22 protein-coding genes are annotated in these 25,600 nt (G+C 73.2%); 14 read left to right on the forward strand and 8 right to left on the reverse strand.

Features of this window, described 5'->3' with window-relative positions:
• Positions 1–34: 34 nt before the first annotated feature.
• Together ACIPRD_RS30100 and ACIPRD_RS30105 are read right to left on the reverse strand one after the other, a co-directional pair.
• A complete protein-coding gene (locus tag ACIPRD_RS30100; RefSeq protein WP_401567594.1) occupies positions 35–1,648 on the reverse strand; it encodes an ABC transporter permease in 1,614 nt (537 codons plus the stop codon).
• Entirely contained in the window at positions 1,645–2,658 is a 1,014-nt protein-coding gene (locus ACIPRD_RS30105; protein ID WP_401567597.1) for an ATP-binding cassette domain-containing protein, read from the reverse strand. Before ACIPRD_RS30105 ends, ACIPRD_RS30100 begins: the two co-directional genes overlap by 4 nt.
• Before the next feature lie 74 nt (positions 2,659–2,732).
• Here ACIPRD_RS30105 and ACIPRD_RS30110 point away from each other — a divergent pair, with 74 nt between their 5' ends.
• On the forward strand, positions 2,733–3,239 hold the full coding sequence (locus ACIPRD_RS30110; protein WP_356409930.1) for a MarR family transcriptional regulator: 507 nt from the start codon (positions 2,733–2,735) through the stop codon (positions 3,237–3,239).
• An 89-nt stretch (positions 3,240–3,328) separates the two neighbouring features.
• On the opposite strand, the gene ACIPRD_RS30115 is transcribed toward ACIPRD_RS30110, so the two are convergent.
• Positions 3,329–4,192, reverse strand: coding sequence for a diacylglycerol kinase (locus ACIPRD_RS30115; protein WP_401567600.1), 864 nt, complete (start codon positions 4,190–4,192; stop codon positions 3,329–3,331).
• A 197-nt stretch (positions 4,193–4,389) separates the two neighbouring features.
• Between ACIPRD_RS30115 and ACIPRD_RS30120 the strand changes: the two genes are divergently transcribed.
• From ACIPRD_RS30120 to ACIPRD_RS30130, 3 genes are all read left to right on the forward strand, one after another.
• Positions 4,390–5,673 (forward strand): adenylosuccinate synthase, encoded by a 1,284-nt coding sequence (locus tag ACIPRD_RS30120; protein ID WP_356409923.1) that lies wholly within the window; start codon positions 4,390–4,392, stop codon positions 5,671–5,673.
• A gap of 152 nt (positions 5,674–5,825) precedes the next feature.
• Positions 5,826–6,038: a hypothetical protein gene (locus ACIPRD_RS30125; protein ID WP_356409920.1), complete on the forward strand. Its 213-nt coding sequence runs from the start codon at positions 5,826–5,828 to the stop codon at positions 6,036–6,038.
• 189 nt (positions 6,039–6,227) lie between these two features.
• Positions 6,228–8,045, forward strand: a complete 1,818-nt coding sequence (locus ACIPRD_RS30130; protein ID WP_401567604.1) for a bifunctional metallophosphatase/5'-nucleotidase — start codon at positions 6,228–6,230, stop codon at positions 8,043–8,045.
• 78 nt (positions 8,046–8,123) lie between these two features.
• Here ACIPRD_RS30130 and ACIPRD_RS30135 read toward each other — a convergent pair whose 3' ends face one another.
• From ACIPRD_RS30135 to ACIPRD_RS30145, 3 genes are all read right to left on the reverse strand, one after another.
• On the reverse strand, positions 8,124–8,774 hold the full coding sequence (locus ACIPRD_RS30135) for a hypothetical protein (RefSeq protein ID WP_401567606.1): 651 nt from the start codon (positions 8,772–8,774) through the stop codon (positions 8,124–8,126).
• A gap of 161 nt (positions 8,775–8,935) precedes the next feature.
• Complete coding sequence (locus ACIPRD_RS30140; protein ID WP_356409911.1) at positions 8,936–9,628, reverse strand: GntR family transcriptional regulator; 693 nt, start codon at positions 9,626–9,628, stop codon at positions 8,936–8,938.
• Positions 9,629–9,741: 113 nt separating this feature from the next.
• The gene (locus ACIPRD_RS30145; protein ID WP_401567609.1) at positions 9,742–11,097 is read right to left on the reverse strand and encodes an aspartate aminotransferase family protein; all 1,356 of its coding nucleotides are present in this window, start codon (positions 11,095–11,097) and stop codon (positions 9,742–9,744) included.
• 248 nt (positions 11,098–11,345) lie between these two features.
• On the opposite strand from ACIPRD_RS30145, the gene ACIPRD_RS30150 reads away from it, so the two are divergent.
• Positions 11,346–13,679, forward strand: coding sequence for a protein kinase (locus ACIPRD_RS30150; protein WP_401567612.1), 2,334 nt, complete (start codon positions 11,346–11,348; stop codon positions 13,677–13,679).
• A 49-nt stretch (positions 13,680–13,728) separates the two neighbouring features.
• Here the strand turns inward: ACIPRD_RS30150 and ACIPRD_RS30155 are convergent, their stop codons facing one another.
• Positions 13,729–14,478, reverse strand: a complete 750-nt coding sequence (locus tag ACIPRD_RS30155; RefSeq protein ID WP_356409902.1) for an SLATT domain-containing protein — start codon at positions 14,476–14,478, stop codon at positions 13,729–13,731.
• A gap of 447 nt (positions 14,479–14,925) precedes the next feature.
• Between ACIPRD_RS30155 and ACIPRD_RS30160 the strand changes: the two genes are divergently transcribed.
• From ACIPRD_RS30160 to ACIPRD_RS30195, 8 genes are all read left to right on the forward strand, one after another.
• Positions 14,926–15,267, forward strand: coding sequence for a YbaB/EbfC family nucleoid-associated protein (locus tag ACIPRD_RS30160; protein ID WP_356409898.1), 342 nt, complete (start codon positions 14,926–14,928; stop codon positions 15,265–15,267).
• 103 nt (positions 15,268–15,370) lie between these two features.
• The gene (recR, locus tag ACIPRD_RS30165) at positions 15,371–15,970 is read left to right on the forward strand and encodes a recombination mediator RecR (protein ID WP_356409895.1); all 600 of its coding nucleotides are present in this window, start codon (positions 15,371–15,373) and stop codon (positions 15,968–15,970) included.
• The gene (locus ACIPRD_RS30170; protein ID WP_356409892.1) at positions 15,963–16,625 is read left to right on the forward strand and encodes a DUF5063 domain-containing protein; all 663 of its coding nucleotides are present in this window, start codon (positions 15,963–15,965) and stop codon (positions 16,623–16,625) included. Before recR ends, ACIPRD_RS30170 begins: the two co-directional genes overlap by 8 nt.
• Before the next feature lie 177 nt (positions 16,626–16,802).
• On the forward strand, positions 16,803–17,264 hold the full coding sequence (locus ACIPRD_RS30175) for an SsgA family sporulation/cell division regulator (protein WP_356409889.1): 462 nt from the start codon (positions 16,803–16,805) through the stop codon (positions 17,262–17,264).
• Positions 17,265–17,456: 192 nt separating this feature from the next.
• Positions 17,457–18,734 (forward strand): aspartate kinase, encoded by a 1,278-nt coding sequence (locus ACIPRD_RS30180; RefSeq protein WP_356409887.1) that lies wholly within the window; start codon positions 17,457–17,459, stop codon positions 18,732–18,734.
• Positions 18,734–19,813, forward strand: a complete 1,080-nt coding sequence (locus tag ACIPRD_RS30185; RefSeq protein ID WP_356409884.1) for an aspartate-semialdehyde dehydrogenase — start codon at positions 18,734–18,736, stop codon at positions 19,811–19,813. Before ACIPRD_RS30180 ends, ACIPRD_RS30185 begins: the two co-directional genes overlap by 1 nt.
• A 430-nt stretch (positions 19,814–20,243) precedes the next feature.
• Entirely contained in the window at positions 20,244–20,849 is a 606-nt protein-coding gene (locus tag ACIPRD_RS30190; RefSeq protein ID WP_356410096.1) for a SigE family RNA polymerase sigma factor, read from the forward strand.
• 128 nt (positions 20,850–20,977) lie between these two features.
• Positions 20,978–22,525, forward strand: a complete 1,548-nt coding sequence (locus ACIPRD_RS30195; RefSeq protein WP_401567618.1) for a hypothetical protein — start codon at positions 20,978–20,980, stop codon at positions 22,523–22,525.
• Between the two features lie 94 nt (positions 22,526–22,619).
• On the opposite strand, the gene ACIPRD_RS30200 is transcribed toward ACIPRD_RS30195, so the two are convergent.
• Positions 22,620–23,468, reverse strand: coding sequence for an SURF1 family protein (locus tag ACIPRD_RS30200; RefSeq protein WP_401567619.1), 849 nt, complete (start codon positions 23,466–23,468; stop codon positions 22,620–22,622).
• A 276-nt stretch (positions 23,469–23,744) separates the two neighbouring features.
• On the opposite strand from ACIPRD_RS30200, the gene ACIPRD_RS30205 reads away from it, so the two are divergent.
• Positions 23,745–25,523, forward strand: coding sequence for a prolyl oligopeptidase family serine peptidase (locus ACIPRD_RS30205; protein WP_401567808.1), 1,779 nt, complete (start codon positions 23,745–23,747; stop codon positions 25,521–25,523).
• The last annotated feature ends 77 nt before the right edge of the window (positions 25,524–25,600 follow it).

Consider the following 25,600-nt stretch of genomic DNA (forward strand, 5'->3'; position numbering starts at 1 on the left):
CGTCGGCCGACCGCGGGCCCCGGCACCCCGCCGGTCACCCCGCCAGGTCCCGGCGTCGTAGTGCCGCCAGGCCGGTGCAGACCAGGGCCGCCGCGACGGCCGTCAGGGTCAGGACCGGACGCCAGTGCATCGGGGCGCCCGGGAGCCGGGGCAGGTGGGCGAAGGGGGAGAGGTCCAGGAGGAGGCGGGGGGCGTCCAGGGCCGGGCCCACCCAGCCCAGCAGCAGGACCGCGCCCGCGGCACCCCAGGCGGCCGCCGCGCCGCGCGGCAGGACACCGTGCAGCAGGACGGCGATGCCGCCGACGACCCACACCGCCGGGATCTGGACCAGGCACGCGGCCAGGACCGGGCCGGTGTCGCCGCGCCGGCCGGCGGCGAAGCCCAGGCCGGTGAGGAGCAGCAGCAGGGCGGCGCCGCCGAAGGCGATCACCAGGTGGCCGGCGGCCCAGCGCAGCCGGCCGACGGCGGCCGCCAGGACCGGTTCGGCGCGGCCCGAGGACTCCTCGGCGCTCAGCCGCAGCACCGACTGCACGACGTACAGCGCGACGACCAGCCCGAGCATGCCGGTCAGCGAGGAGAGCAGGGCGTCGTCGACGCCGGACCGCCCGCCCATCCGCTCGAAGATCTCCCGTGCCCGCGCGTTGTCCTTCACCAGGCCGGCGGCCCCGGTGCTGACGGCGCCGTAGACCGCCCCGGCGGCGAGGAGACCCGCGGACCAGCCCAGCACCGCCCCGCGCTGCAGACGCCAGGCCAGGGCGCCCGCCGTGCCCAGCCGGCCCGTGGCCGGGCCCGGCCGGGTGGGCAGGAAGCTCAGGCCGGAGTCCCGCCGCCCCGCCAGCGCGTACGCCGCCACGGCCTGGAGCGGCACGGCGGCCGCGAACAGCAGGAGGACCCACCAGCGTTCCCCCGCGAAGGCGCGCACGTTCTCCAGCCAGCCCAGCGGGGACAGCCAGGCCGGCACCGAGGAGCCCGACGCGCCCGACGCGTCGCCCGCCGCGCGCAGCGCGAAGGCCGCGCCGAGCACCGCGGCCGTCAGACCGCGGGCGAGACGGGCGCTCTCGGTCAGCTGGGCCGCGACCGCCGCCGACCCCGCGACGACCAGGCCCGTGCCGCCGACCGCGAGCCCGAACGCCGCCGCCCCCGCGGCGCCCAGGCGTGCCAGGCCCGCCGTGATCAGCAGCGCGAGGACGCCGTTGGCGACGGCCGCCGTCAGCAGCGCCGCCGTCAGCGGGGCGCGCCGGCCGACCGCCCCCGACGACAGCAGTTCCTGGCGTCCGCTCTCCTCCTCGTCCCGGGTGTGCCGGACGACCACGAGCAGGCTCAGCACCCCGGCGAGCACCCCCGCGTACACGCCGGTGCGCCAGGCGGTCAGCGCGCCGAGGGAGTCGTCGAGGACCGGACCGACCATGGCGCGCAGCGAGGCGTTCGCCGCCATTTGGCGCATCAGGTCCGCGCGGGCGGCGGGAGTGCCGTACAGGCTCTCCAGCGTGTTCGGCATGGACAGCACCATGAGCGCGATCACGGCGATCCAGACCGGGATCAGCACGCGGTCGCGGCGCAGCGCGAAGCGGAGCAGGGTGCCGGTGCCGGCGTAGGGGCGGGTGCCGCCGGGCCGTACGGGGCTGGCGGGGAGGGCTGTCGCGGTCACCGGGCCGCTCCGCTCAGGCCGCCCTCGCTCAGGCCGCCCTCGCTCAGGCCGCCCTCGGTCAGGCCGCCCTCGGTCACGCCGCCCTCGGTCACGCCGTCCCCGCCGGACTTGTCGTCCCCGCCGTCCCCGCCGTTCCCGTAGTGCCGCAGGAAGAGTTCCTCCAGGGTGGGCGGGGTCGAGGTCAGCGAGCGCACGCCGGCCGCGGTGAGCACGCGCAGCACGCCGTCCAGCCGGGCGGTGTCGGCCTGGAGGCGGACCCGGTTGCCGCGCACGTCGAGGTCGTGGACCCCGGGCAGCGCGTCCAGCCCGGACGGCGGCCCGGCGAGCTCGGCGGTGACGCTCGTCCGGGTCAGATGGCGCAGCTCGGCCAGGGAGCCGCTCTCGACCGTGCGGCCCCGGCGGACGATGCTGACCCGGTCGCAGAGCCGTTCCACCTCGCCGAGGAGGTGGGAGGAGAGCAGTACGGTACGGCCCCGGTCCCGTTCCTCCTCCACGCACCGCTGGAAGACCTCCTCCATCAACGGGTCCAGCCCCGAGGTCGGTTCGTCCAGGATCAGCAGGTCCACCTCGGAGGCGAAGGCGGCGACCAGGGCGACCTTCTGCCGGTTGCCCTTGGAGTAGGTGCGGCCCTTCCTGGCCGGGTCCAGCTCGAAGCGCTCGGTCAGCTCCGCGCGGCGGCGGGCGTCCAGGCCGCCGCGCAGACGGCCGTACAGGTCGATGACCTCGCCGCCGGAGAGGTTGCGCCACAGGGTCACGTCGCCGGGGACGTAAGCGATGCGGCGGTGCGCCTCCACCGCGTCCCGCCACGGGTCGCGGCCCAGCACCCGGGCGGTGCCCCCGTCGGCGCGCAGCAGGCCGAGCAGGACCCGGACGGTGGTGGACTTGCCGGCGCCGTTGGGGCCGAGGAAACCGTGCACCTCACCGGCCTCCACCTCCAGGTCGAGGCCGTCCAGTGCCCGGGTACGGCCGAAGGACTTGCGCAGTCCCGAGACGGTGATTGCCTTCGTCATGATTCAGAACGTACGCCGTCTTCAGAAATTTGTGAAGTTAAGGAAGCGTTTGAATCTCGGCTAGGCTGGGCGGTATGAGCGAATCAGCCGGACCGGGGGCCGGGCAGCGGGACGAGCAGGCCGTGTCGAAGTTCGTCGAGTCCTTCGCCGCGCAGCTCGTCGAGGCCGGGATGCAGCGCATGCCCGCCCGCATCTTCGCCGCGCTGCTCTCCTCCGACGCGGGCTCGCTCACCTCCGCCGAACTGGGCGAACAGCTCCAGGTCTCGCCCGCCGCCGTCTCCGGCGCGGTGCGCTACCTCGCGCAGCAGCACATGGTCGCGCGCGAGCGCGAGCCCGGTTCCCGGCGGGAGCGCTACCGGGTGCACAGCAACCAGTGGTACGAGGCCCTGACCAACCGCGAGGCCGTCCTCAAGCGCTGGGAGTCCGCCCTGCGCGACGGCGTCACCAGCCTCGGCGCGGACACGCCCGCTGGGCGCCGCATGGCCGAGACGCTCGCCTTCTTCGAGTTCGTGGACGGCGAGATCGCGGCCATGATGGAGCGCTGGCGTGTGCACCGCGAGAAGGTCTTCGGCCAGGGCTGAGCGGGCCTCTGCCGCCCGGCGGAGGCATCCCGCCCCGGCCCCGGAGATGCAGGCGCCCAGCGCCCCGGCCGTGGATCACCCGCGCGGGATCACTCGCCGGTCGGGGGGACCACCAGCCCCCACGCCCCCTCCATCACCCGCCAGGTCCGCCGTCGTACCGGCCCCGACACCACCGCGTCGGCCCGGTAGCGGAAGTCCGCACCGGTGACCGTCACCGTGCGGCCGCGGGCCCGCAGCCAGGTGGCCTCGGCGCCCACCGACAGCGGCCGCACCTCCACCCGCGCCAGTCCGGCCGCGCCCGGGGTCACCGACACCGCCTCCACCGGCTGGTCCAGGTCCACGACCGTCTCGCCGTCCACGTCGATCCGGAGCCGGGCAGGCCCCGCGGCCGGCGCGTCGGGCAGCCGGGCCGGGCGCGCGGACAGGGTGCGCACCAGGGAGCGGTACGAGCGGTACGTCGTCCGCAGCCAGGGCGGGCCGGACCCCGCGGGCACCGGCTGCGCGGCGGACGCGCGCAGCGGCGCGGGCGGGATGCCCAGCGCGCCGAGGACCACGCCGTCGCTGTCGTCGGCCAGCAGGTCCAGCCGCCGCTCCGCCCCGTCCAGCACGGCGCGGGCCGCCGCCACCGTCCCGGGCGGCACCCCGAGGGAGCGGGCGAGCCCCGCGTCCCCGACCGGCACCACCGACAGCGCGCAGCCGGCCAGCTCGCGGTGGCGGTGCAGCAGGGTCACCGCGCGGACCAGCGCACGGTCGTCACCGATCACGACCGGGCGCCGGGACCCGCGCCGGCCCAGGGCCCGGGCGAATTCCTCCGGCCCCTCCGGCAGACACACCTTGGCCGCCGCACCCGCGCTGAGCACGTCTTTCGCGATACGGACGGACTCCCCGTCCGTCTGCCGTGCCGCCGGATCGATGATCACCAGCAGATGGTCGGACGTCGCGAAAGTCGCCACCTCGGTCCAGCCTCGCTTCCTCGGGTAGCATCTTTGTGCAAGAGCCCCTTGCGCTATTGCGCCAGGGGCTTCGTCTATTCCGGGGCATCCGGTCCGACGGTTGTGCGACCAACGGCGGTCGCGGTGGTGTGCGGCGCTGAACCATACGCCCACGCCCCTGACCTTGGACATGCCCCGCCCGGAAGGGGTGTACGCGCGTGCCCGCACTTGTGCTGCTCGGTGCTCAGTGGGGTGACGAAGGCAAGGGAAAGGCGACGGACCTGCTCGGTGGCTCCGTCGACTATGTGGTGCGATACCAGGGCGGCAACAACGCCGGCCATACGGTCGTCGTCGGCGACCAGAAGTACGCACTGCACCTGCTCCCTTCCGGAATCCTCTCGCCCGGCTGTACGCCGGTCATCGGCAACGGTGTCGTCGTCGACCCGTCGGTCCTGCTCTCCGAGCTGAGCGGTCTGAACGAGCGCGGCGTCGACACGTCCAAGCTCCTGATCAGCGGTAACGCGCATATCATCACGCCGTACAACGTGACCGTCGACAAGGTGACGGAACGCTTCCTCGGCAAGCGCAAGATCGGTACCACGGGGCGCGGCATCGGCCCGACCTACGCGGACAAGATCAACCGCACCGGCATCCGGGTGCAGGACCTCTACGACGAGTCGATCCTGACCCAGAAGGTCGAGGCGGCGCTGGAGCAGAAGAACCAGCTGCTGGCCAAGGTCTTCAACCGCCGCGTGATCGAGTCCGGCCCGGTCGTCGAGCAGCTGCTCGAGCACGGCGAGGCCATCAAGGGCTACGTCGCCGACACCACGCTGATCCTGAACAACGCCCTGGACGACGGCAAGGTCGTCCTGTTCGAGGGCGGCCAGGGCACGCTGCTGGACGTCGACCACGGCACGTACCCCTTCGTCACCTCCTCCAACCCGACCGCGGGCGGCGCCTGCACGGGTACCGGTGTGGGCCCGACGAAGATCAGCCGTGTCATCGGCATCCTCAAGGCGTACACGACCCGTGTCGGCGCCGGTCCGTTCCCGACCGAGCTGTTCGACGAGGACGGCGAGGCGCTGCGCCGCATCGGCGGCGAGCGGGGCGTGACCACCGGCCGTGACCGCCGCTGCGGCTGGTTCGACGCGGTGATCGCCCGCTACGCCACCCGTGTGAACGGCCTGACCGACTTCTTCCTCACCAAGCTGGACGTGCTGACCGGCTGGGAGGAGATCCCGGTCTGCGTGGCGTACGAGATCGACGGCAAGCGTGTCGACGAACTGCCGTACTCCCAGACGGACTTCCACCACGCGAAGCCGATCTACGAGACGCTGCCCGGCTGGTCGGAGGACATCACGAAGGCGAAGACCTTCGAGGACCTCCCGAAGAACGCCCAGAACTACGTGAAGGCGCTGGAGGAGATGTCCGGCGCTCCGATCTCCGCGATCGGCGTGGGTCCGGGCCGCGACGAGACGATCGAGATCAACTCGTTCATCTGAGCCGCTCATGACCGGGCCGGTACCCGGGGCGACCACGCCCCGGGTACCGGCCCGGCGGCGTGTCCGGGTCCCCTCCGCGCGGCGTCCGCCGGCCCCCGGCTCCGGTCCCCGCCCGGCAGGCGGACCCGTCGTACGCGCGGTGCAATCGGAGTATGGGCATCCACCGGGACGACCGATGCCGGGGGCCGTACGGCGGTGAGGGGGACGCGGCGGGCGGCACCGGCTGCTCCGACCCCGCCGTCTTCGAGGTGGTCCGGCACGACAGGGCTCCGCTGCGGGTGTGCCCGGTGCATCTGGGGCCCTCGCTGCTGCTGGCGGCCGGGGTGCTGTGGCCTCCGGTGATCAGGCTGGTGGGGCGGGTGTGAGCGGGCCGGCGGTCCCGTGGGGAGCCGTCCGCCGGGCGTTGCGCGGAAACGCCACCTGACCCATCCTTGACCCGGACATGGTCAATTCCTGGTTCTCGCGGCCGGTGGGCACGAGCACGATCTACGCGGGTAGCCCCCCGCACGGTACCGACCTCCGCCCGCGTCCACCCCAGTCTCCCGGGAGCCCGAATGCCCACCTCGCCCCTCGACCGCCGCGCGTTCCTGCAGAAGTCGGCCGTCACCACGGCGGCCGTCGCCGCCGCCGGCCAGCTCGGCGCCGGCACCGCCGAGGCCGCCGCCCGCACCCCGCACAAGCCGAACCGCACCTGGTCGTTCTCCATCCTGGGCACCACCGACCTGCACAGCCACGTCTTCGACTGGGACTACTACAAGGACGCCGCCTACAGCGACAAGGCGGGCAACTCCGTGGGCGTCGCCCGGGTGGCCACCCTCATCAAGCAGCAGCGTGCCGCCAAGGGCGAGGACCGCGTCCTGCTCGTCGACGCCGGCGACATCATCCAGGGCACCTCGCTCGCCTACTACTTCGCCCGCGTCGACCCGATCACCGGCACCGGCGGCAAGCACGGCCCCCGCCACCCCATGGCCACCGCCATGAACCACATGCGCTACGACGCCGCCGCCCTCGGCAACCACGAGTTCAACTACGGCATCGAGGTGCTGCGCAGGTTCGAGGAGCAGTGCCGCTTCCCGCTGCTCGGCGCCAACGCCCTGGACGCCAAGACGCTCCGGCCGGCCTTCGAGCCGTACACCGTGAAGCGGATCCGGGTTCCCGGCGCGCCCGACATCAAGGTGGGCATCCTCGGTCTGACCAACCCCGGCATCGCCCTGTGGGACAAGGACAACGTCAGCGGCAGGATGGTCTTCCCCGGCCTGGTCGAGCAGGCGAAGAAGTACGTGCCCCGCATGCGCGCGCTCGGCTGCGACGTGGTCTTCCTGACCGACCACTCCGGGCTGGACGGCTCCTCCTCGTACGGGGACGCGCTGCCCTACGTGGAGAACGCCTCCAACCTCGTCGCCGAGCAGGTCCCCGGCATCGACGCCATCCTGGTGGGCCACACCCATGTCGAGGTCCCGTCGTACACGGTGAAGAACGCGGAGTCCGGCGAGGAGGTCCTGCTCTCCGAGCCGTACTGCTGGGGCTACCGGCTCAGCGTCTTCGACTTCGAGCTCGAACTGCGCCACGGCCGCTGGCACGTCACGGACAAGAAGGCCCAGACCCTCAACCCCGCGTCCGTGGACGAGGACCCGGAGATCAAGAGGCTGCTCCAGGCCGACCACGAACTGGTCGTGAAGTACGTCAACACGACGGTCGGCACCTGCACCCAGGACCTCTCCGCGGCGGAGTCCTGCTGGAAGGACGTGCCCATCATGGACTTCATCCACAAGGTCCAGGCGGACACCGTGAAGGCCGGTCTGTCCGCCGCCGATGCGGCGCTCCCGCTGATCTCGGTCGCCGCGCCCTTCAGCCGCACCGCCGACATCCCGCAGGGCAGCGTGACCATCAAGGACATCGCCGGGCTCTACATCTACGACAACACCCTGTACGGCAAGAAGCTCACCGGCGCCCAGCTGCGGGACTACCTGGAGTACGCGGCGAAGTACTACCACCAGGTCCCGGCCGGCACCGCGGTCGACACCGCGACGCTCACCAACGCCAACAGCTTCTGGGACTACATGTACGACACGGCGGCGGGCGTCTCCTACGACATCGACATCGCCCGTCCCGAGGGCTCCCGCATCGCGAACCTCACCTACCAGGGCGCCCCGGTCGCCGACGACCAGGTCTTCGTCGTCGCCGTCAACAACTACCGGGCCAACGGCGGTTCGGGATACCCGCACATCGCCACCGCGGACATCGCCTACAGCTCGACCAACGAGATCCGCCAGCTGATGATCGACTACGTGACCGAGAAGAAGTCCCTCGACCCGGCGGACTTCGCCGCGGCGAACTGGCGGCTCACGCAGGAGGGCACGCCGGTCTTCTGACCGTACGGGACGCGCCCGGCCGCTCGTCGAGGGGCCGGGCGCGTCGGCCGTGCACGTCCGTACCGGCGGGACTGCGTCTCAGCTGAACACGATCATCGAGCCCTGGGCCAGCGACCGCGTGGCCGCCGCGTGCAGGCCGAGCCACACGTGCCGCTCCCGGGCGAACGGGCTGGGGTCGTACGGCGCCGGAACGGCCGGCTCCTCCAGCTCGGTCGGCGCCGAGGGCGGCGCGGGCGCGGCCGGCGGGTTCGCGGCGTCGATGCCGATCGACGCGGCCACGTACTCCAGTTCGCGCAGGAGGGCGTGGGAGGAGCCCAGCGGGCCTCCCCCGGCGAGGAGTTCGTCGTTGGAGAGCGGCACCGGGAAGTCCACCGGCACGTAGGCGCCCGCGTGGTCGTAGTGCCAGACCAGGTGGGACTGCTGGGCCGTGGACTCGAACATCTCCAGCAACTGCTCGTAGTCGCCGCCGAGTTCGCCCACCGGGGTGACCGGGAGCCCGCAGACCTGGAGCAGATAGGCCCGGCGCAGGAAGTGCAGCGCGTCGTAGTCGAAGCCGGCCACCGGCGCGACCTCGCCGGACAGGCCCGGCATGTACTGGTACACCGGCACCGGCGGGAGGGCCGCCGAGGCCAGCGCGTTGTTGTACTGCGCGAGTTCCTCGGCGAACGGATTGTCCGGGGTGTGGCACAACACGTCGACGAGCGGTACCAGCCACAGGTCACAGGCCAAAGAGGGCTCCTCGCATCGGTATGCGTGCCGTGCCGTCACGCACAGCGGTGGTCAAGGAAGCGTAGTCGCTGGGAGACCGGGTCAGCTCCCCTTGTGCGCGCCTTGTGCGCTTTTCGCGCGCCCCGGGGGAAGCGGGAGGCCGTCCGCCGGGAAGCCGGAGGTCATCCCCCGGCGAGCCGCTCGACCAGTTCCAGGGAGTGGGTGTTGGCGCCGGCGACGATCGCGCGGGCGGCCTCGAACTCGCGGTGGGCCAGGGCGTCGACCAGCGCGGTGTGCCCGGCCCACAGGTGTCCGCGCACATCGGGCAGGCGGCGCAGGTGCTGGACCGCGCACACCCAGGACCGCACGCGCAGCCGGTGCAGGAAGTCGGCGAGATAGGGATTGCCGAACAGGGCGCTCAACTCGCGCCAGAAACGCAGGTCGTAGCCGATGAGCACCCCGAGGTCGCCGGCCGTCGCGGCCCGCTGGGCCTCCTCGCCGCGCCGCCGGACCGCGGCGAGCGCGGCCGCCGTGCCCGGGGCCGCGCTGTCGGTGAAGGCCGGGTGGCCGCCGGTGAGGCTCCGGAACATGCCGTCGGTGACCAGGACCCGGGCCTCGATCATGCCCCGGTAGTCGGCGAGGGAGTACTCGGGCACGCTGAAGCCGCGGTGCTGGTCGGCCTCCAGGATGCCCTGCGCGGAGAGATCGACCAGGGCTTCGCGGACGGGGGTCGCGGAGACGCCGTACTGGTCGGCGATCTCCTTCACGGTGAACGCCCGCCCCGGCCTGAGCCGCCCCGCCAGCACCTCGTCCCGCAGCGCGTCCGCGATCTGCTGACGCAGGGTGCTGCGTGTCACGGCGCCGTTGCCGGGCATGGGTCCGAGGTCTCCTCGCGCGTAGGGGTGACGTACTCGTACGTACGCACACATCTTTACGAGCACGTCACCTTACGCGTTCACCTCAGGCCGGCGGCAGCCGTGGTGCCGGTTTACTCCGTGTGCTCGTCGGCGGCGCTCAGGGCCGCGTCCAGGGCCGCCAGACCCTCCTTGAGCTCGGCTTCCGTCGCGTTGCACGGCGGCACCACATGGGTGCGGTTCATGTTCACGAAGGGCCAGACGCCGTGCTTCTTCGCGGCGGCCGCGAAGGCGGCCATGGGGGCGTTCGCCTCGCCGGCCGCGTTGTAGGGCACCAGCGGTTCGCGGGTCTCCCGGTTCTTCACCAGCTCCAGCGCCCAGAACATGCCGGTGCCGCGCACCTCGCCGACGCTCGGGTGCCGCTCGGCCAGCGCGGCGAGGCCCGGCGCGAGGACGGTCTCGCCGAGCCGCGCGGCGTTCTCCACCACGCCCTCCTCGGCCATCACGCCGATCGTCGCCACGGCGGCGGCGCAGGCCAGCGGGTGACCGGAGTAGGTGAGGCCGCCCGGGTAGGGCCGCTTGGCGAAGGTCTCGGCGATCTTCTGGGAGATGGCCACGCCGCCGAGCGGCACGTAACCGGAGTTCACGCCCTTGGCGAAGGTCATCAGGTCCGGTACGACACCGAAGAGGTCGGCCGCGAACCACTCACCGGTGCGGCCGAAGCCGGCCATCACCTCGTCCAGGACGAAGACGATCCCGTACCTGTCGCAGATCTCGCGCACGCCGGCCAGGTAGCCGGGCGGCGGCACCATGATCCCGGCGGTGCCCGGGATCGTCTCCAGGACGATCGCGGCGACGGTGCCGGGTCCCTCGAAGGCGATCGTCGTCTCCAGGTGCTCCAGCGCCCGCGCGCACTCCTGCTCCTCGGTCTCCGCGTAGAAGCGGGAGCGGTAGAGAAACGGCGCCCAGAAGTGGACGACACCCGCGCTGCCGCTGTCGGAGGGCCAGCGGCGCGGGTCACCGGTGATGTTCACCGCCGTCTGCGTGCCGCCGTGGTACGAGCGGTACGCCGACAGCACCTTCGGGCGGCCGGTGTGCAGCCGCGCCATGCGCACGGCGTGCTCCACCGCGTCCGCGCCGCCGTTGGTGAAGAAGATCTTGTCCAGGTCGCCGGGCGTGCGCTCGGCGATCAGCCGGGCCGCCTCCGAGCGGGCCTCGACGGCGAAGGCCGGCGCGAAGGTCGTCATCTTCGCGGCCTGCTCCTGGATCGCCGCGACGACCTTCGGGTGCTGGTAGCCGATGTTGGTGAAGACGAGCCCGCTGGTGAAGTCCAGATACCGCTTGCCGTCGTAGTCCCAGAAGTACGACCCCTCCGCGCCGGCGACGGCGAGCGGGTCGATGAGGTCCTGCGCGGACCAGGAGTGGAAGACGTGGGCGCGGTCCGCGGCCTTCACGGCGGCACCGGCTTCGGGGCTGGGCTGAGGGGTCATGCGGCCGAGCGTAGATGTCCGGGCGCGGAGGCGACATCGGCGTCCTGTTCTCTGCGCGGCCGTAATGCGCGACAGGTTGTCGAGCGTGGGCGGGGGCGCGCGGTGGGTGCCGGGGCGGGGCGGGTCGTTACGGAACCGTCGACCGGGGGGCGGGCCGCCCCTCCGGGCGCCGCACTATTCTCGGATCCGGTGCGTGCACAGGGTCTTGCGCGCGGGGGTTGCGCGCTCGGGGGGAAGGCGGGGCTGCCATGGAGAGGCTGCGAACGGGGGATCCGCAGCGGATCGGCGGGTACCGGCTGCTGGCGCGGCTGGGCGCCGGCGGCATGGGGAACGTGTATCTGGCCCGGTCCGACCGGGGCCGTACGGTCGCCGTGAAACTGGTCCGCCAGGAGCTCGCCCGCCAGGAGGAGTTCCGGGCGCGGTTCCGGCGCGAGGTGGCGGCCGCCCGGCGGGTCGGCGGGTACTGGACCGCGCCGGTGCTCGACGCGGACACCGAGGCGCCGGTGCCCTGGGTGGCCACGGGTTACGTGGCCGGGCCGAGCCTCCAGCAGGTCGTCGGTCACGATCACGGGGCGCTGCCCGAGCGGTCGGTACGGATCCTCGCGGCGGGGCTCGCGCACGCGCTGAAGGACGTCCACGCGGCGGGGATCGTGCACCGGGACCTGAAGCCGTCCAACGTGCTGGTGACCATCGACGGGCCGCGGGTGATCGACTTCGGGATCGCGCGGGCGCTGGAGACGGTGCCGGGGGAGGGGCTGACCCTCACCGGGTCGCTGGTGGGCTCGCCCGGGTTCATGGCGCCTGAGCAGGTGCGGGGGGACCGTGTCACGCCCGCGTGCGACGTGTTCTGCCTGGGGTCCGTGCTGGCCTACGCGGCCACCGGCCGGCTGCCCTTCGGCGACGTGAGCGGCGGGGTGCACGGGCTGATGTTCCGGATCGCGCAGGACGAGCCCGATCTGACCGGGGTGCCCGAGGGGATCGCGGATCTGGTGCGGGAGTGCCTGCGCAAGGAGCCCGCCGCGCGGCCTTCGCTGGACGTCCTCCTCGACCGCATGGGGGCCGACCGTACGGTCGCCGACGGGCGGGCGCGGGACCCCTGGCTGCCGGGCGCGCTGGTGGCGCAGCTCGGACGGCAGGCGGTGGGCCTGCTGGAGGTGGAGGACCCGGGCGGCGGCGATTCCACGGCGGCCGCGGCACTGCCGCCGACGGAAGCGGACGCGGCCCCGGGCCCCGGTCCCGGCGGAGACCTCGGTTCGGCCGCGGGCTCGGGGTCCGGTGGGGGTGCGGGGTCCGGTTCCGGTGCGGACTTCGGTGCGATCTCGGGTGCGGGGTCCGGTGGGGTTGCCGGGTCCGGCTCCGGTGCGGACTTCGGTTCGGCCGCGGGGTCCGGTTCCGGTGGGGACTTCGGTGCGATCGCGGGCGCGGGGGCCGGTGGGGGTGCGGGGTCCGGTTCGGGTGGGGGCTTCGGTTCGGCCGCGGGGTCCGGTTCCGGTGGGGACTTCGGTGCGATCGCGGGTGCCGGTACGGCCGTGGGTTCCGGTGGGGGTGCGGGGTCCGGCTCCGGTGCGGTCGCGGGGGCCGGTTCCGGTGGGGACTTCGGCGTGATCGCGGGTGCCGGTACGGCCGTGGGTTCCGGTGGGGGCGCGGGTTCGGCTCCGCCGTCCGCGCCGCCGGTGACGGCCCCGGCGCCGGCGGCGGGCGGCCCGGACGGCACCGGAGGTCCAGGTGGGCCGGCCACGTCCGGCGGCGGCACGGCCGGGGCGGAGCACACCGCCGTGGCCGACGGGGGCGGCGGGACCACCGCGTACGCGCCCGCCTGGGGCGACGGGCGGACCGTGGCACCCGGCGGGGAGCCCGGCCACGGCTTTCCGCAGCAGCATCCGCAGGGCCCGGTCCCGGCGGGGTACGGCCCGCCGCCCGGCGCGGAGCCCCGGACCGTGCCGTCGTACGGGCCGCCGCCCCCGGAAGCCGGGGAGCGGGGCGACGGGCGGTCCACCGTGCTGCTCATCGTGATCGCCCTGGTCGTGGCGCTGGGGGCCGGAGGCTCCGTCTACGCGCTGCTGAGCCAGGGGAGCGAGGGCACGGGCAGGCGCGGAGCGGGCCCCGCGGGCGGCGGTTCCGCGAGTGCGCCGGCGACGACGTCCGAGGCGTCCGCCCCGGCCGCCCCCGGCGCCTCAGGCTCTCCGTCCGGCTCTCCCTCCGGATCCCCGTCCCCGTCGACCGGCGGAGCGGTCCCGGCCGGTTATCTCGGCACCTGGGAGACCACGATCGACGGCGACAGCGGCACCAGCACGCGCACGCTGACCATCGGCCAGGGGAAGGCCGGGGACGCGGTGCTCCGGCTCGTCGCCGACGGGCCCACCGAGGGCGGCGGTTCCTACCACTGCGTGTTCGAGGCCAGGCTCGCCGAACAACCGCAGGGCGACGGCCCGTTGGAGATGGGGCCGTCGACCGTCGTCTCCGGCGCCCCCGCCTCCTCCTGCACCCCGGGAGCCGCCACCGAGGTCACGCTCCAGGCGGACGGCAGGCTCCGGCGGGCGCGGACGACCGGCGGGGAGAGCCTGACGTACAGCAAGAGGTGAGCCTGACGTACGGCAAGAGGTGAGCCCGGCCGGCGCCCCGCAGGGGTGGCTACCGGGGCTCCGGCGGACGCTGGCGCGGCATGTTCGGACGGGTGCCGTGGGGCGGGGACAGCGGGGCGCGGCCCGCCGGGCCCGCGGACTCCGCGCGTCCCCCCGCCGACACCGCCGCCTGCATGCCCAGCGGGGCGCACCCCGTGCGGAACTCCACCATCCAGTCGGCCGTCTCCAGCCGGACCAGTTCGGTGATGTCCTCGGAGAAGCGCCGCAGCACCCCGAGGCACCGCTCGGTCGCCTCGCTCGCGGTGCCCTCGGCCGGACCCAGCACCTCCCGGACGCTCTCCGACGCCCAGTCGAACTGCAGCGCCTGCAACCGCCGCTGCACGGCCTGAGCCGTGGCCATGTCCCTTATCCAGCCCGAGGTGACCCCGAAGAAGCGGTCGACCGCGAGGCACGCCACCGCCAGCATCAGGGCCAGGTATCCCCAGGGCGCGGCCCCGCCGGCCACCCCGGTGAGGTCCAGCAGCGGCAGCGCGGCCCCGCAGACCGCGCCGGCCGCCGCGCCGGCCCGCAGCGCCCGCGCCCCGCGCCGCTTCCAGACACGGTCCGCGAGGTACCAGGACGCCGTCCGCAGCGCGCCGCTCTCCACCCAGCGGTACAGCTCGTCCAGCCGTTCGGCGGGCTCGCCCCAGTCGCCGAGCGGCAACTCCCGCCCGGTCAGATCGCCCGGCCGCAGTCCGGCCGCCCCCTCGCCGCACCCGTCCTGAGGCGGACCCTCGGGCTGCATCTCCGGCTGACCCACCAGGCACTCCCTTGTGAACACGACACCGAACTCATGAACCACGACGCCGAACTCGGCACGGGCACGCCACCGGACGGACACGGCACGGGGCGCGCACGGCACGGGACACGGTGCTGACGCGAACCGGTCACCACGAGACGGTCACATAGCGTGACATTCCGCGGCAGGCGTGCGGCACCCTTCCTACCTCCCAATGGGTGGCGAAGAGGTAGCTTTCCCGACTTTTCCGCCCGGAAGTGGGCCTTGATCAGGTATAGGGCTGTCGACGTTCTCACTCGAAAGAGTGGCGGGGCGATGGCCGCGCAGACCACGTAGGCTCGTGCACAGCGAGGAAGCGACCCCGAGCGCCCGGGTATCCGGCGCCCGGCGCGCCCCGAGCGGACCGAGCGCCTCCGGGCGTCCGGCGAGCCCGGAGCGACAGAGCACACGAAGAACCAGGAGCTGATCGTGATTCCCGGTGGTGGCCAGCCCAACATGCAGCAGTTGCTCCAGCAGGCCCAGAAGATGCAGCAGGAACTCCAGCGGGCGCAGGAGGAACTGGCGGAGACCGAGGTCGGCGGTCAGGCGGGCGGCGGCCTGGTGAAGGCCACCGTGACCGGCGCCGGCGAGCTGCGCGCGCTGAAGATCGACCCGAAGGCGGTGGACCCGGAGGACACCGAGACCCTCGCCGACCTGATCGTGGCGGCCGTGCACGCGGCCAACGAGAACGCGCAGGCGCTCCAGCAGCAGAAGCTCGGCCCGCTGGCGCAGGGCCTGGGCGGCGGCGGCATCCCCGGCCTGCCGTTCTGACCGTTCGCGTGTCCGCCGCGCGCGGGACACTCCGACCGCCTTCCTAGGAGAGGCGGCAGCCGACTACCGTACGTACCGAAAGGTCTCCAGGAAGGGCAGTCCGTTGTACGAAGGCGTTGTTCAGGACCTCATCGACGAGCTGGGACGGCTGCCCGGCGTCGGTCCCAAGAGCGCGCAGCGGATCGCCTTCCACATCCTGCAGGCGGAGCCGACGGACGTGAGGCGGCTCGCGCAGGCCCTCATGGAGGTCAAGGCGAAGGTCCGCTTCTGCGCGGCCTGCGGCAACGTGGCGCAGGAGGAGCTGTGCAACATCTGCCGCGACCCGCGCCGCGACCCGACGGTCATCTGCGTGGTCGAGGAGCCCAAGGACGTCGTGGCGATCGAGCGCACCCGTGAGTTCCGGGGCCGCTACCACGTGCTGGGCGGCGCGATCAGCCCGATCGAGGGCGTGGGCCCGGACGACCTGCGGATCAGGGAGCTGCTGGCCCGGCTCGCCGACGGCGCGGTCACCGAGCTGATCCTGGCCACGGACCCCAACCTGGAGGGCGAGGCGACGGCGACGTACCTCGCCCGCATGATCAAGCCCATGGGCCTGAAGGTCACCCGCCTGGCCAGCGGCCTCCCGGTGGGTGGCGACCTGGAATACGCGGACGAGGTCACCCTCGGCCGCGCCTTCGAGGGGAGACGACTCCTAGATGTCTGACGCCACGCTGCACGCCACGTCGCGGAACCCGGACGACTTCGCGGTCCAGATCGCCGACCAGATCGAGAGTTTCCTGGTCGCGGTGACCGAGGTGGCGAAGGGCGACGAGCCCGGCTCGACCGTGCCCTTCCTGCTCCTGGAGGTCTCCCAGCTGCTGCTGGCCGGCGGTCGCCTCGGCGCGCACGAGGACATCGTGCCCGACGAGCGCTACGAGCCCGACCTGGGTCCCGAGGGGGACGTGGACGAGCTGCGCGAGAACCTGGTGCGCCTGCTGGAGCCGATCGACGTCTACTCCGAGGTCTTCGACCCCTACGAGCCCCGCAAGGCCCCGGTGCCGGCCCGGATCTCCGACGACCTGGCGGACGTCATCACCGACCTGCGCCACGGCATGGCCCACTACCGCGCGGGCCGCACCGTGGAGGCCCTGTGGTGGTGGCAGTTCTCCTACTTCTCCAACTGGGGGCCGACCGCCTCGGCCGTGCTGCGCGCCCTGCAGTCGGTGCTCATCCACGTCCGCCTGAACCAGCCCCTGGAGGAGCTGGACGGCCTCGACACCGACCAGGAGGTGGGTGACGAGAACCTGGAGGCCGAGGCGGGACGCGTCATGGCGGAGGAGATCTGCGGGCCGCTGGGCATGCGTCCGGCGAAGCAGTAGGACCTCCGCGGGGACGTACGGCGGACGTACGGCGAGGCAGCGGCGCCTTCCCGTGCGGTGTGACCCGGATCACACCACCCGAAGGGCGGGAAGGGCGCGACGAGTGGGCAGTACCGCCCTCTCACCGCTTGACGGCCGCAGCCCCGGCCGGCGCCTTTCCTGATTCGGAGCCCGCTCATGCACGTCCCCAGCGTCCCCCACCTCACCCTGGAGCAGCCCGTCGGCGCCAGCCTGATCACCGCGGCGGGCCGTGGGCGGTCCATCCCGCTGACCCTGCGCTACACGGCCGGCGACCCGCTCGCCGCGCACATCGACTTCCCGGCCCATGTCACGGCCGACGGCGAGGTCACGTCGTGGACGTTCGCCCGGGAGCTGATCGCGCGGGGGCTGACCGCGCCGGCCGGGCCGGGCGCCGTCCGGGTACGGCCGTACGGCCCCGACGGCACGCTCGTGGAGCTGCGCACCCCGCACGGCACGGCGGCCCTGCGCTTCGACACCGCCGTCCTGCGCCGCTTCCTGCTGCGGACCTACGCCGTGGTCGCCGCGGAGGAGGACACCGCGGGCGCGGCGGAGGAGGACACCATGGGCGCGGCGCTCGGCGACGGCGTCACGGAGCTCCACGGCCGGCGGGCGAGCTGACCGGCGCGGGTGCCGGTGGCGGGCGGGCAGGCCGTCGCCGGTGCTGTGAGCCAGGGCACTTTCCGCGTGCGGGGGCGCGCGCTGGGCAGGTTCGGGTCGGGCGTCCGGGGTCTCACCATGCGGGAGCAGGGCTGCGGAATTCGGACGCTCGATAGACTGAGCCGACACAAACGAACCGAGCGAGGAGCGCACGTGGGCCTTGTCGTGCAGAAGTACGGAGGCTCCTCCGTAGCCGATGCCGAGGGCATCAAGCGCGTCGCCAAGCGGATCGTGGAAGCCAAGAAGAACGGCAACCAGGTGGTTGTCGTGGTCTCCGCGATGGGCGACACGACGGATGAGCTGATCGATCTCGCCGAGCAGGTGTCTCCGATGCCTGCCGGACGGGAGTTCGACATGCTGCTGACCGCCGGAGAGCGTATCTCCATGGCCCTGCTGGCCATGGCGATCAAAAACCTGGGCCACGAGGCGCAGTCGTTCACCGGCAGCCAGGCAGGCGTCATCACCGACTCGGTCCACAACAAAGCCCGGATCATCGACGTCACGCCCGGTCGCATCCGCACCGCGCTCGACGAGGGCAACATCGCCATCGTCGCCGGTTTCCAGGGCGTCAGCGCCGACAAGAAGGACATCACCACGCTGGGGCGCGGTGGGTCCGACACCACGGCCGTGGCCCTCGCCGCCGCGCTCGACGCCGAGGTCTGCGAGATCTACACCGACGTCGACGGCGTGTTCACCGCCGACCCGCGCGTGGTGAAGAAGGCGAAGAAGATCGACTGGATCTCCTTCGAGGACATGCTGGAGCTGGCCGCCTCCGGCTCCAAGGTGCTGCTCCACCGCTGTGTGGAGTACGCGCGCCGGTACAACATCCCGATCCACGTACGCTCCTCCTTCAGCGGGCTGCAGGGCACGTGGGTCAGCAGCGAGCCCATTCAGCGAGGGGAAAAGCAGGTGGAGCAGGCCATCATCTCCGGTGTCGCGCACGACACCTCCGAGGCCAAGATCACGGTCGTCGGTGTGCCGGACAAGCCGGGCGAGGCCGCCGCGATCTTCCGCGCCATCGCCGACGCGCAGATCAACATCGACATGGTCGTGCAGAACGTGTCCGCCGCCTCCACGGGCCTGACGGACATCTCCTTCACCCTCCCGAAGACCGAGGGCCGCAAGGCCATCGACGCCCTGGAGAAGAACCGCGGCGGCATCGGCTTCGAGTCGCTGCGCTACGACGACCAGATCGGCAAGATCTCCCTCGTCGGCGCCGGCATGAAGACCAACCCGGGCGTCACCGCCGCCTTCTTCGAGGCGCTCAGCAACGCCGGTGTGAACATCGAGCTGATCTCGACCTCCGAGATCCGCATCTCGGTCGTCACCCGCGCCGACGACGTGCCGGAGGCCGTGCGCGCCGTGCACACCGCCTTCGGGCTGGACTCGGACACCGACGAGGCCGTGGTCTACGGAGGCACCGGCCGCTGATGGCACCGACCGGCAGGCCGACGCTCGCGGTCGTGGGAGCGACCGGGGCCGTCGGCGCGGTCATGCTCCAGATCCTGTCCCAACGGGCCGACGTCTGGGGCGAGATCCGCCTCATCGCCTCGCCCCGCTCCGCCGGCCGCAAGCTGGCCGTGCGCGGGGAGGAGGCCGAGGTCATCGCGCTGACCGCGGAGGCCTTCGACGGGGTCGACGTCGCGATGTTCGACGTCCCCGACGAGGTCGCCGCCGAGTGGGCGCCGGTCGCCGTCTCCCGCGGCGCGGTCGTGGTCGACAACTCGGCCGCCTTCCGCATGGATCCGGACGTCCCGCTCGTCGTCCCCGAGGTCAACGCGCACAGGGTGCGCGTCCGTCCGCGCGGGATCGTCGCCAACCCCAACTGCACGACCCTGTCGATGATCGTCGCCCTCGGCGCGCTGCACGCCGAGTTCGGGCTGCGCGAGCTGGTGGTGTCGTCGTACCAGGCGGTGAGCGGGGCCGGGCGGGCGGGCGTGGAGGCGCTGCGGGCCCAGCTGTCCCTGGTGGCCGGCACCGAACTGGGCACCAGCCCCGGTGACGTGCGCCGGGCCGTGGGGGAGAACACCGGGCCCTTCCCCGATCCCGTCGCCCTCAACGTCGTCCCCTGGGCCGGATCGCTCCGGGAGGACGGCTGGTCGTCGGAGGAGATGAAGGTGCGGGACGAGTCCCGCAAGATCCTCGGACTGCCCGCGCTGCCCGTCGCCGTGACCTGTGTGCGGGTCCCCGTGGTCACCACCCACTCGCTGACCGTCCACGCCCGTTTCCAGGGCGAGGTCACCGTCGACGGCGCCCGCGAGATCCTCGCCACCGCGCCCGGCGTCGTCCTGTGCGACGACCCGGCGGCCGGTGAGTTCCCCACCCCCGCCGACGTGGTGGGCACCGACCCCACCTGGGTCGGCCGGGTGCGCCGGGCCCTGGACGACCCGACCGCGCTCGAACTCTTCGTCTGCGGCGACAACCTGCGCAAGGGCGCCGCCCTCAACACCGCCCAGATCGCCGAGCTGGTCGCGACGGAGATCACAGGCGGTTGTGCCCCTCCTGTGTAAGACGTTTGTAGGATTCTTTTAAGAACTGTGGCCGGAACCATGATCAAAACCACTTGTACCCGGCTCCACGGCAGCAGAGGATTTTCCTCCCCGCCCCTCGCAACCGCGTGCAGGGCGGGGAGCGTCTTTGCGGACACCCTTGCGGGGTTCGGGGCGTGAAGTCCTGCCGCGAGACGCCGTGGCCGGGGGCGTGGGGGCGCCCGTTCACTTAGGGACATAGGGGAAGAGCGGGGCCCATGACGGCATTTGAGGCATCGTCGGTTGTCGCAGGTGTGATGCCCGGCACGTACAACCCTCTGGGGGTCGGACGTGTCAAACAGGCGTGGCAGAGGTACTCGAACTCGCCCCCATGCTCTTCGAGCAGGGGGTATCCCCAGCGCACCACGGCATGGTGCCCTTGCGGCCGCCCCGCGCGGCACGCCGGTCGCGGATGTCCGGCACGCCCGGCGGCATGCCGGTGATCGCGCCGATGCCCGCAGCGCGGCCCGCCCGCATCCCCAGTCAGCGCGACGGAGCCGAGGAGGCCGCGACCACCGCGGTCGCCGGCACCACCGTCGACCATCTCACCGAGACCTACCGCGCGCACTACCGCTCGCTGCTGGGTCTCGCCGCCCTGCTCCTCGACGACACCGCCTCCTGCGAGGACGTCGTCCAGGAAGCCTTCATCCGGGTCCACTCGGCGCGCAAGCGCGTCCGTGACCCGGAGAAGACCCTCGCCTATCTCCGGCAGACGGTCGTCAACCTGTCCCGCTCCGCCCTGCGCCGGCGCATCATCGGCCTGAAGCTGCTCTCCAAGCCGATGCCCGACATGGCGAGCGCGGAGGAGGGCGCCTACGACCTGCTGGAGCGCGACTCCCTCATCAAGGCGATGAAGGGGCTGCAGCGCCGGCAGCGCGAGGTCCTCGTGCTCCGCTATTTCGCGGACATGACCGAGGCGCAGGTCGCGGAGACGCTCGGGATATCGCTGGGCTCGGTGAAGGCGTACGGCTCGCGAGGCATCGCCGCCCTGCGTGTGGCCATGGGGGCCCACACATGAGCGACAAATCGGAAGGGGGCGATTCGCATGAACGCCTTTCCCACGAACGCCACGAGCCCTATGCCTGGCACGAGCCGACGAAGTCGCCCGGGCAAGAGCACACCCCACCGCACGCTGGGAACGGAACTGTGAACCACGGCCCCGACGAGAAGGGCCCCGAGGGGCCCGGCCCGGACCGCGACAGGACCGAACAGGGCCCGGAGAAGCTCTCCTCCGGTCCCGAGGAGCGCGACCGCGGCTCCGACGGCCGCCCCTCGGACCGCGAGGACACGGCGCCCGCACAGGGCGCGTCGTCCGACGGTGCCGCAGACCCGGCCTCGGACACCGCAGACGAGGCCTCGGCCTCCGGCGAGTCGGCCTCCGCCGAGTCAGCACCGGGCGAGTCGGCCCCGGACGGGTCGGCACCGGGCGGGTCGGCCTCCGGGCGTGAGAAGTCCGTCTCCGGCCGCGAGGAAGCGCCGTCCGCACAAGGCGAGTCGGGCTCCGACGGTGACAAGCCGGCCTCCGGCCTCGATGCGTTCGTCTCCGGCCGTGGTCAGTCGCCTTCCGCCGGCGGGGAGTTCGCTTCGGGCCGGGACAGGCTCTTCGCGGAACTCGGCGGGTTCGGCCCGGACCTGGGCGGCCCCGGCGGCACCGGCCCCGGCGGCTTCGACCCGGACGAGGAGCCGGACCTGCGCCGGCTGCTGCACTCTGCGGTCGACGGCATGGAACCGCGCGACGGCACGCTGGACCATCTGCGCCGGGCCGTACCCGCACGGCGGGCCCGCAAGCGTCAGGCGCTGGTCGGCATGGCGGCGGCGGCCCTGTTCTTCGGCACCGCGATCCCCGCGCTCATCCACGTCTCGAACTCCGGCACCCTGGACCCGAACACCGCGATGGCGGGCCAGTCGTCCGACGCCCGGAGCGGCACCGGCAAGGGGAAGAGCCACTCCGGCGACTCCGGCGGCGTCACCGACTCCCACGGCAAGCCGCCCGCGCACGGCAAGAGCGGTGACAAGCACGAGAAGCCGGGCAGGTCCGGCGGCACCGGCGACAGCTCGCCCGGCGCCACGGACCCGTCCGCCACCGCGTCCGTGAACGCCCCGCTGTGCACGACGGCCCAGCTGTCCGTCACCGGCACCAGCGACGCGAGCATGGGCAGCCAGACCTACGCGGCCTTCCGCGTCTCCAACATCTCCGGCACCGCCTGCACCGTCAGCGGCGGGGTCACGGTGACCGCCGCGGCCCAGGGCGCGGCCGACCCGAGCAAGCTCGCCTCCGCGCGGCATGTCTCCGGTGACGCGGCGACCGGGCTGCCCGACCCCTCGCTGGAGGCGGCCACGCTGGTGCTCCAGCCCGGCGACGCCTACGAGGAGAAGGCCGCCTTCGTCCCGTCGGAGACCTGCCCCGTCATCGGCGGCGGCAGCAGCAGCACCGGCGGTGGTGGCGACACGGGCGTTCCCTCGCCCGACCCGACCGCCAGCCAGGACGCGAGCGCGACCGGAACCACGGACGCCGGCGGTGCGGCGGCGGCCCCCACCACGCAGCTCGTCGCCGCGGACGGCATGGCCGACGGCAGCGTCCTGATCACCTTCACCGGGGAGACGGGAACGCCGACGTCATCGGTGACGGTGCCGAACGCGTGCGCCGGAACGGTGTACTTCACGGGCGTGCTGCCCTCGGGGAACGGGGCGTAGACCTCGCGGCACGGCTTCCGGGCGGGGCGGGGGCGGCAGGCGTTCCGGCCTCCCGCCCCCGCCCCGCCTCTGCCGCCGGGGTCCGGACCGGACCTCAGGTGCCGGCCGGGGCGGAGGTGCTCTCCGGCTCCTCCGCCCGCCCCTGCTGCTCCTGCTCCCGCTGCTCGGGCCCCTGCTGCTCCTGCTCGGGCGCCAGGCCGAGGGCCGCGTCGCGGGCGAACTCCACCTCGCGGCGCAGCAGCCGGAACCACATGAACACCGTGAAGCCCGCGAAGACGAACCACTCACCGGTGTAGCCGAGGTTCTGGAACGCCTTGAGGTCCAGCCCGGTGCCGTCCGGTGCCGTCGCGGGCACCGCCTTCATGCCCGAGTCGGCGCGGTCGAGGGTGATCCAGGCGGCGTACAGCCGGTCGGGCACCAGGTTGACCAGCGAGCCCGTGCTGATCGCCGCCGTCTGCCCGGCGGGCAGCCCGCCCTGGGCGCTGACCCCGTTGTCGCCCGGGGTCTCGGGCGCCTGGAGCGCTCCGGTGACCGTGACCTCGCCACGCGGCGCGGCGGGCGCCTTCGCCGGATCCGCGTCGCCCGGCAGCCAGCCGCGCACGACGGGCAGGGAGCTGCCGGAGGGGGTGCGCAGCAGCGTCAGCACGTAGAAGCCGCTTCTGTCGTCCAGCTGCCTGCCGGGCACCAGGAGCTGCTTGCCGTAGCGGCCGGTGGCGGTGACCCGCCGTCCCGAGGTCCGCTTGTCGACGGGCAGCATCCGCGCCAGGGGCCGGGCGGTCTCGTGCCGGTCGGAGGCGGCCTGCTCGGTCGCCTCGCGCTGGTCGTGCACCCGCCCCTCGAACCGGCTCAGCTGCCACGACCCCATGAAGACGCAGAACGGGATGGCGAGCAGCACGAAGACGTTGATGCCCCACCAGCGGGGTGTCAGCAGAAACCGGTACACGCCACAACGGTACGGCGCCCGCGGCGCGGCCCCGGCCCGGGGGTGAGATCGGCCGGTCGCGGTCCGGCTGCGGGCGGTGGGCGGGCGCGCGGAGGGGCGGGGGTGTGGACGTGTGTGCGGAGAAGGTGTCCGGAGCCGGGAAGTTATCCACAGGCTGGGTACAGCGGCCAGCGGATTGTGGGCGGGGCCAGGCACTATGGGCTCATGACTGGGGCCAAGAGTGAGAGCAGGACGCCGGATGTGCCGGGTCCGCAGGACGCGTCGGACACGCAGGGCATGCCCGACTGGGAGAAGCGCTTCCGGGCGCCGCGGGTCTCCCTGCCGGACTGGGCCGAGGACGCGCCGGACCGTTCGCTGTTCGTGTCGAACGCGACGGGCACGTACGAGCTGTACGCCTGGGACCGCGCGACCGGCGAGCAGCGGCAGGCGACGCGGCGGGCCAACGGCACGACCGACGGCGTGCTCGCCCCGGACGGGGCGTGGATCTGGTGGTTCGACGACAAGGACGGCGACGAGTTCGGCGTATGGCGCCGCCAGCCCTTCGGCGGCGGGGCGGACGAGACGGCCGTGCCCGGCCTGGAGCCGTCCTACCCGGCCGGCCTCGCCCTCGGCCGTGACGGCCGCACCGCGGTGGTCGGCCGCTCCACGAACGAGGACGGTACGACGATCCACCTCGCGCGCGCCGGCGAGGACACGGCGGAGATCTACCGGCACCGCGAATCGGCGGGCGTCGGCGACCTCTCCCACGACGGTTCGCTGATCGCGATCGAGCACACCGAGCACGGCGACGCCATGCACGCGGCCCTGCGCGTGCTGCGCCCGGACGGCACGACGGTCGCCGAGCTGGACGACACCGCGGGCGGCACCGAGGAGCTGGGGCTCGAGGTGCTCGGCTTCGCCCCCGTCGACGGCGACACCCGGCTGCTCATCGGCCACCAGCGCCGGGGCCGCTGGGAGCCCCTGGTGTGGGACGTGGCCACCGGTGAGCAGACCGACCTGGTCCTCGACCTGCCCGGCGACATCAGCGCCGAGTGGTTCCCCGACGCCGGAAGCCTGCTCATCGCCCACAGCCACGAGGCCCGCAGCGAGCTGTTCCGCTACGACCTGGCCACCGGCGCCCTGACCCGCGTCCCCACGCCGCCCGGCACGGTCTCCGGGGCGACGGCCCGGCCCGACGGCAGCGTCGAGTACCTGTGGTCGTCGGCCGCCGAGCCGCCGGTCGTCCGCTCGACCTCCGGCGCGGTCGTGCTGGACCCGCCCGGCATGAAGAGCCCGCCGTCGGTGGCCGTGGAGGACGTGTGGGTCGAGGGACCCGGCGGCCGCATCCACGCCCTCGTCCAGAAGCCGGCCGGCGCCACCGGCCCGCTGCCCACCGTCTTCGACCTGCACGGCGGTCCGACCTGGCACGACAGCGACTCCTTCGCCGCGGGGCCGGCCGCCTGGGTGGACCACGGCTACGCGGTCGTCCGCGTCAACTACCGGGGTTCCACGGGGTACGGCCGCGCGTGGACCGACGCCCTGAAGCACCGGGTGGGCCTGATCGAGCTGGAGGACGTCGCCGCGGTCCGGGCGTGGGCGGTGGAGTCCGGTCTCGCCGACCCCGAGCGGCTCGTCCTCACCGGCGGTTCCTGGGGCGGCTACCTGACCCTCCTCGGCATCGGCACCCAGCCCGAGGCGTGGGCCGTGGGCATCGCGGTCGTTCCCGTCGCGGACTACGTCACGGCGTACCACGACGAGATGGAGGCCCTGAAGGCCATGGACCGCACCCTGCTCGGCGGGACGCCCGAGGAGGTCCCCGAGCGGTTCGAGGCCTCCTCCCCGCTGACCTACGTCGACCAGGTCAAGGCCCCGGTCTACATCTCGGCGGGGGTCAACGATCCGCGCTGCCCCATCCGCCAGATCGACAACTACATCGAGCGCCTGGAGTCGCGCGGCGCGCCCCACGAGGTGTACCGCTACGACGCGGGCCACGGCTCCCTGGTGGTGGACGAGCGGATCAAGCAGGTCGGTCTGGAGATCGACTTCGCGCAGCGGCACCTGGGCGGCGGCGCGTAGCCACCCCCGCGGCCGTCAGCGGGCCCGGCGCCCCCCGGGCACGCTGACGGCGGCTCCGGTGGGCCGGTGGCGGTGGT

The sequence above is a fragment of the Streptomyces sp. NPDC090108 genome (assembly GCF_044747185.1).
Lineage (GTDB): Bacteria > Actinomycetota > Actinomycetes > Streptomycetales > Streptomycetaceae > Streptomyces.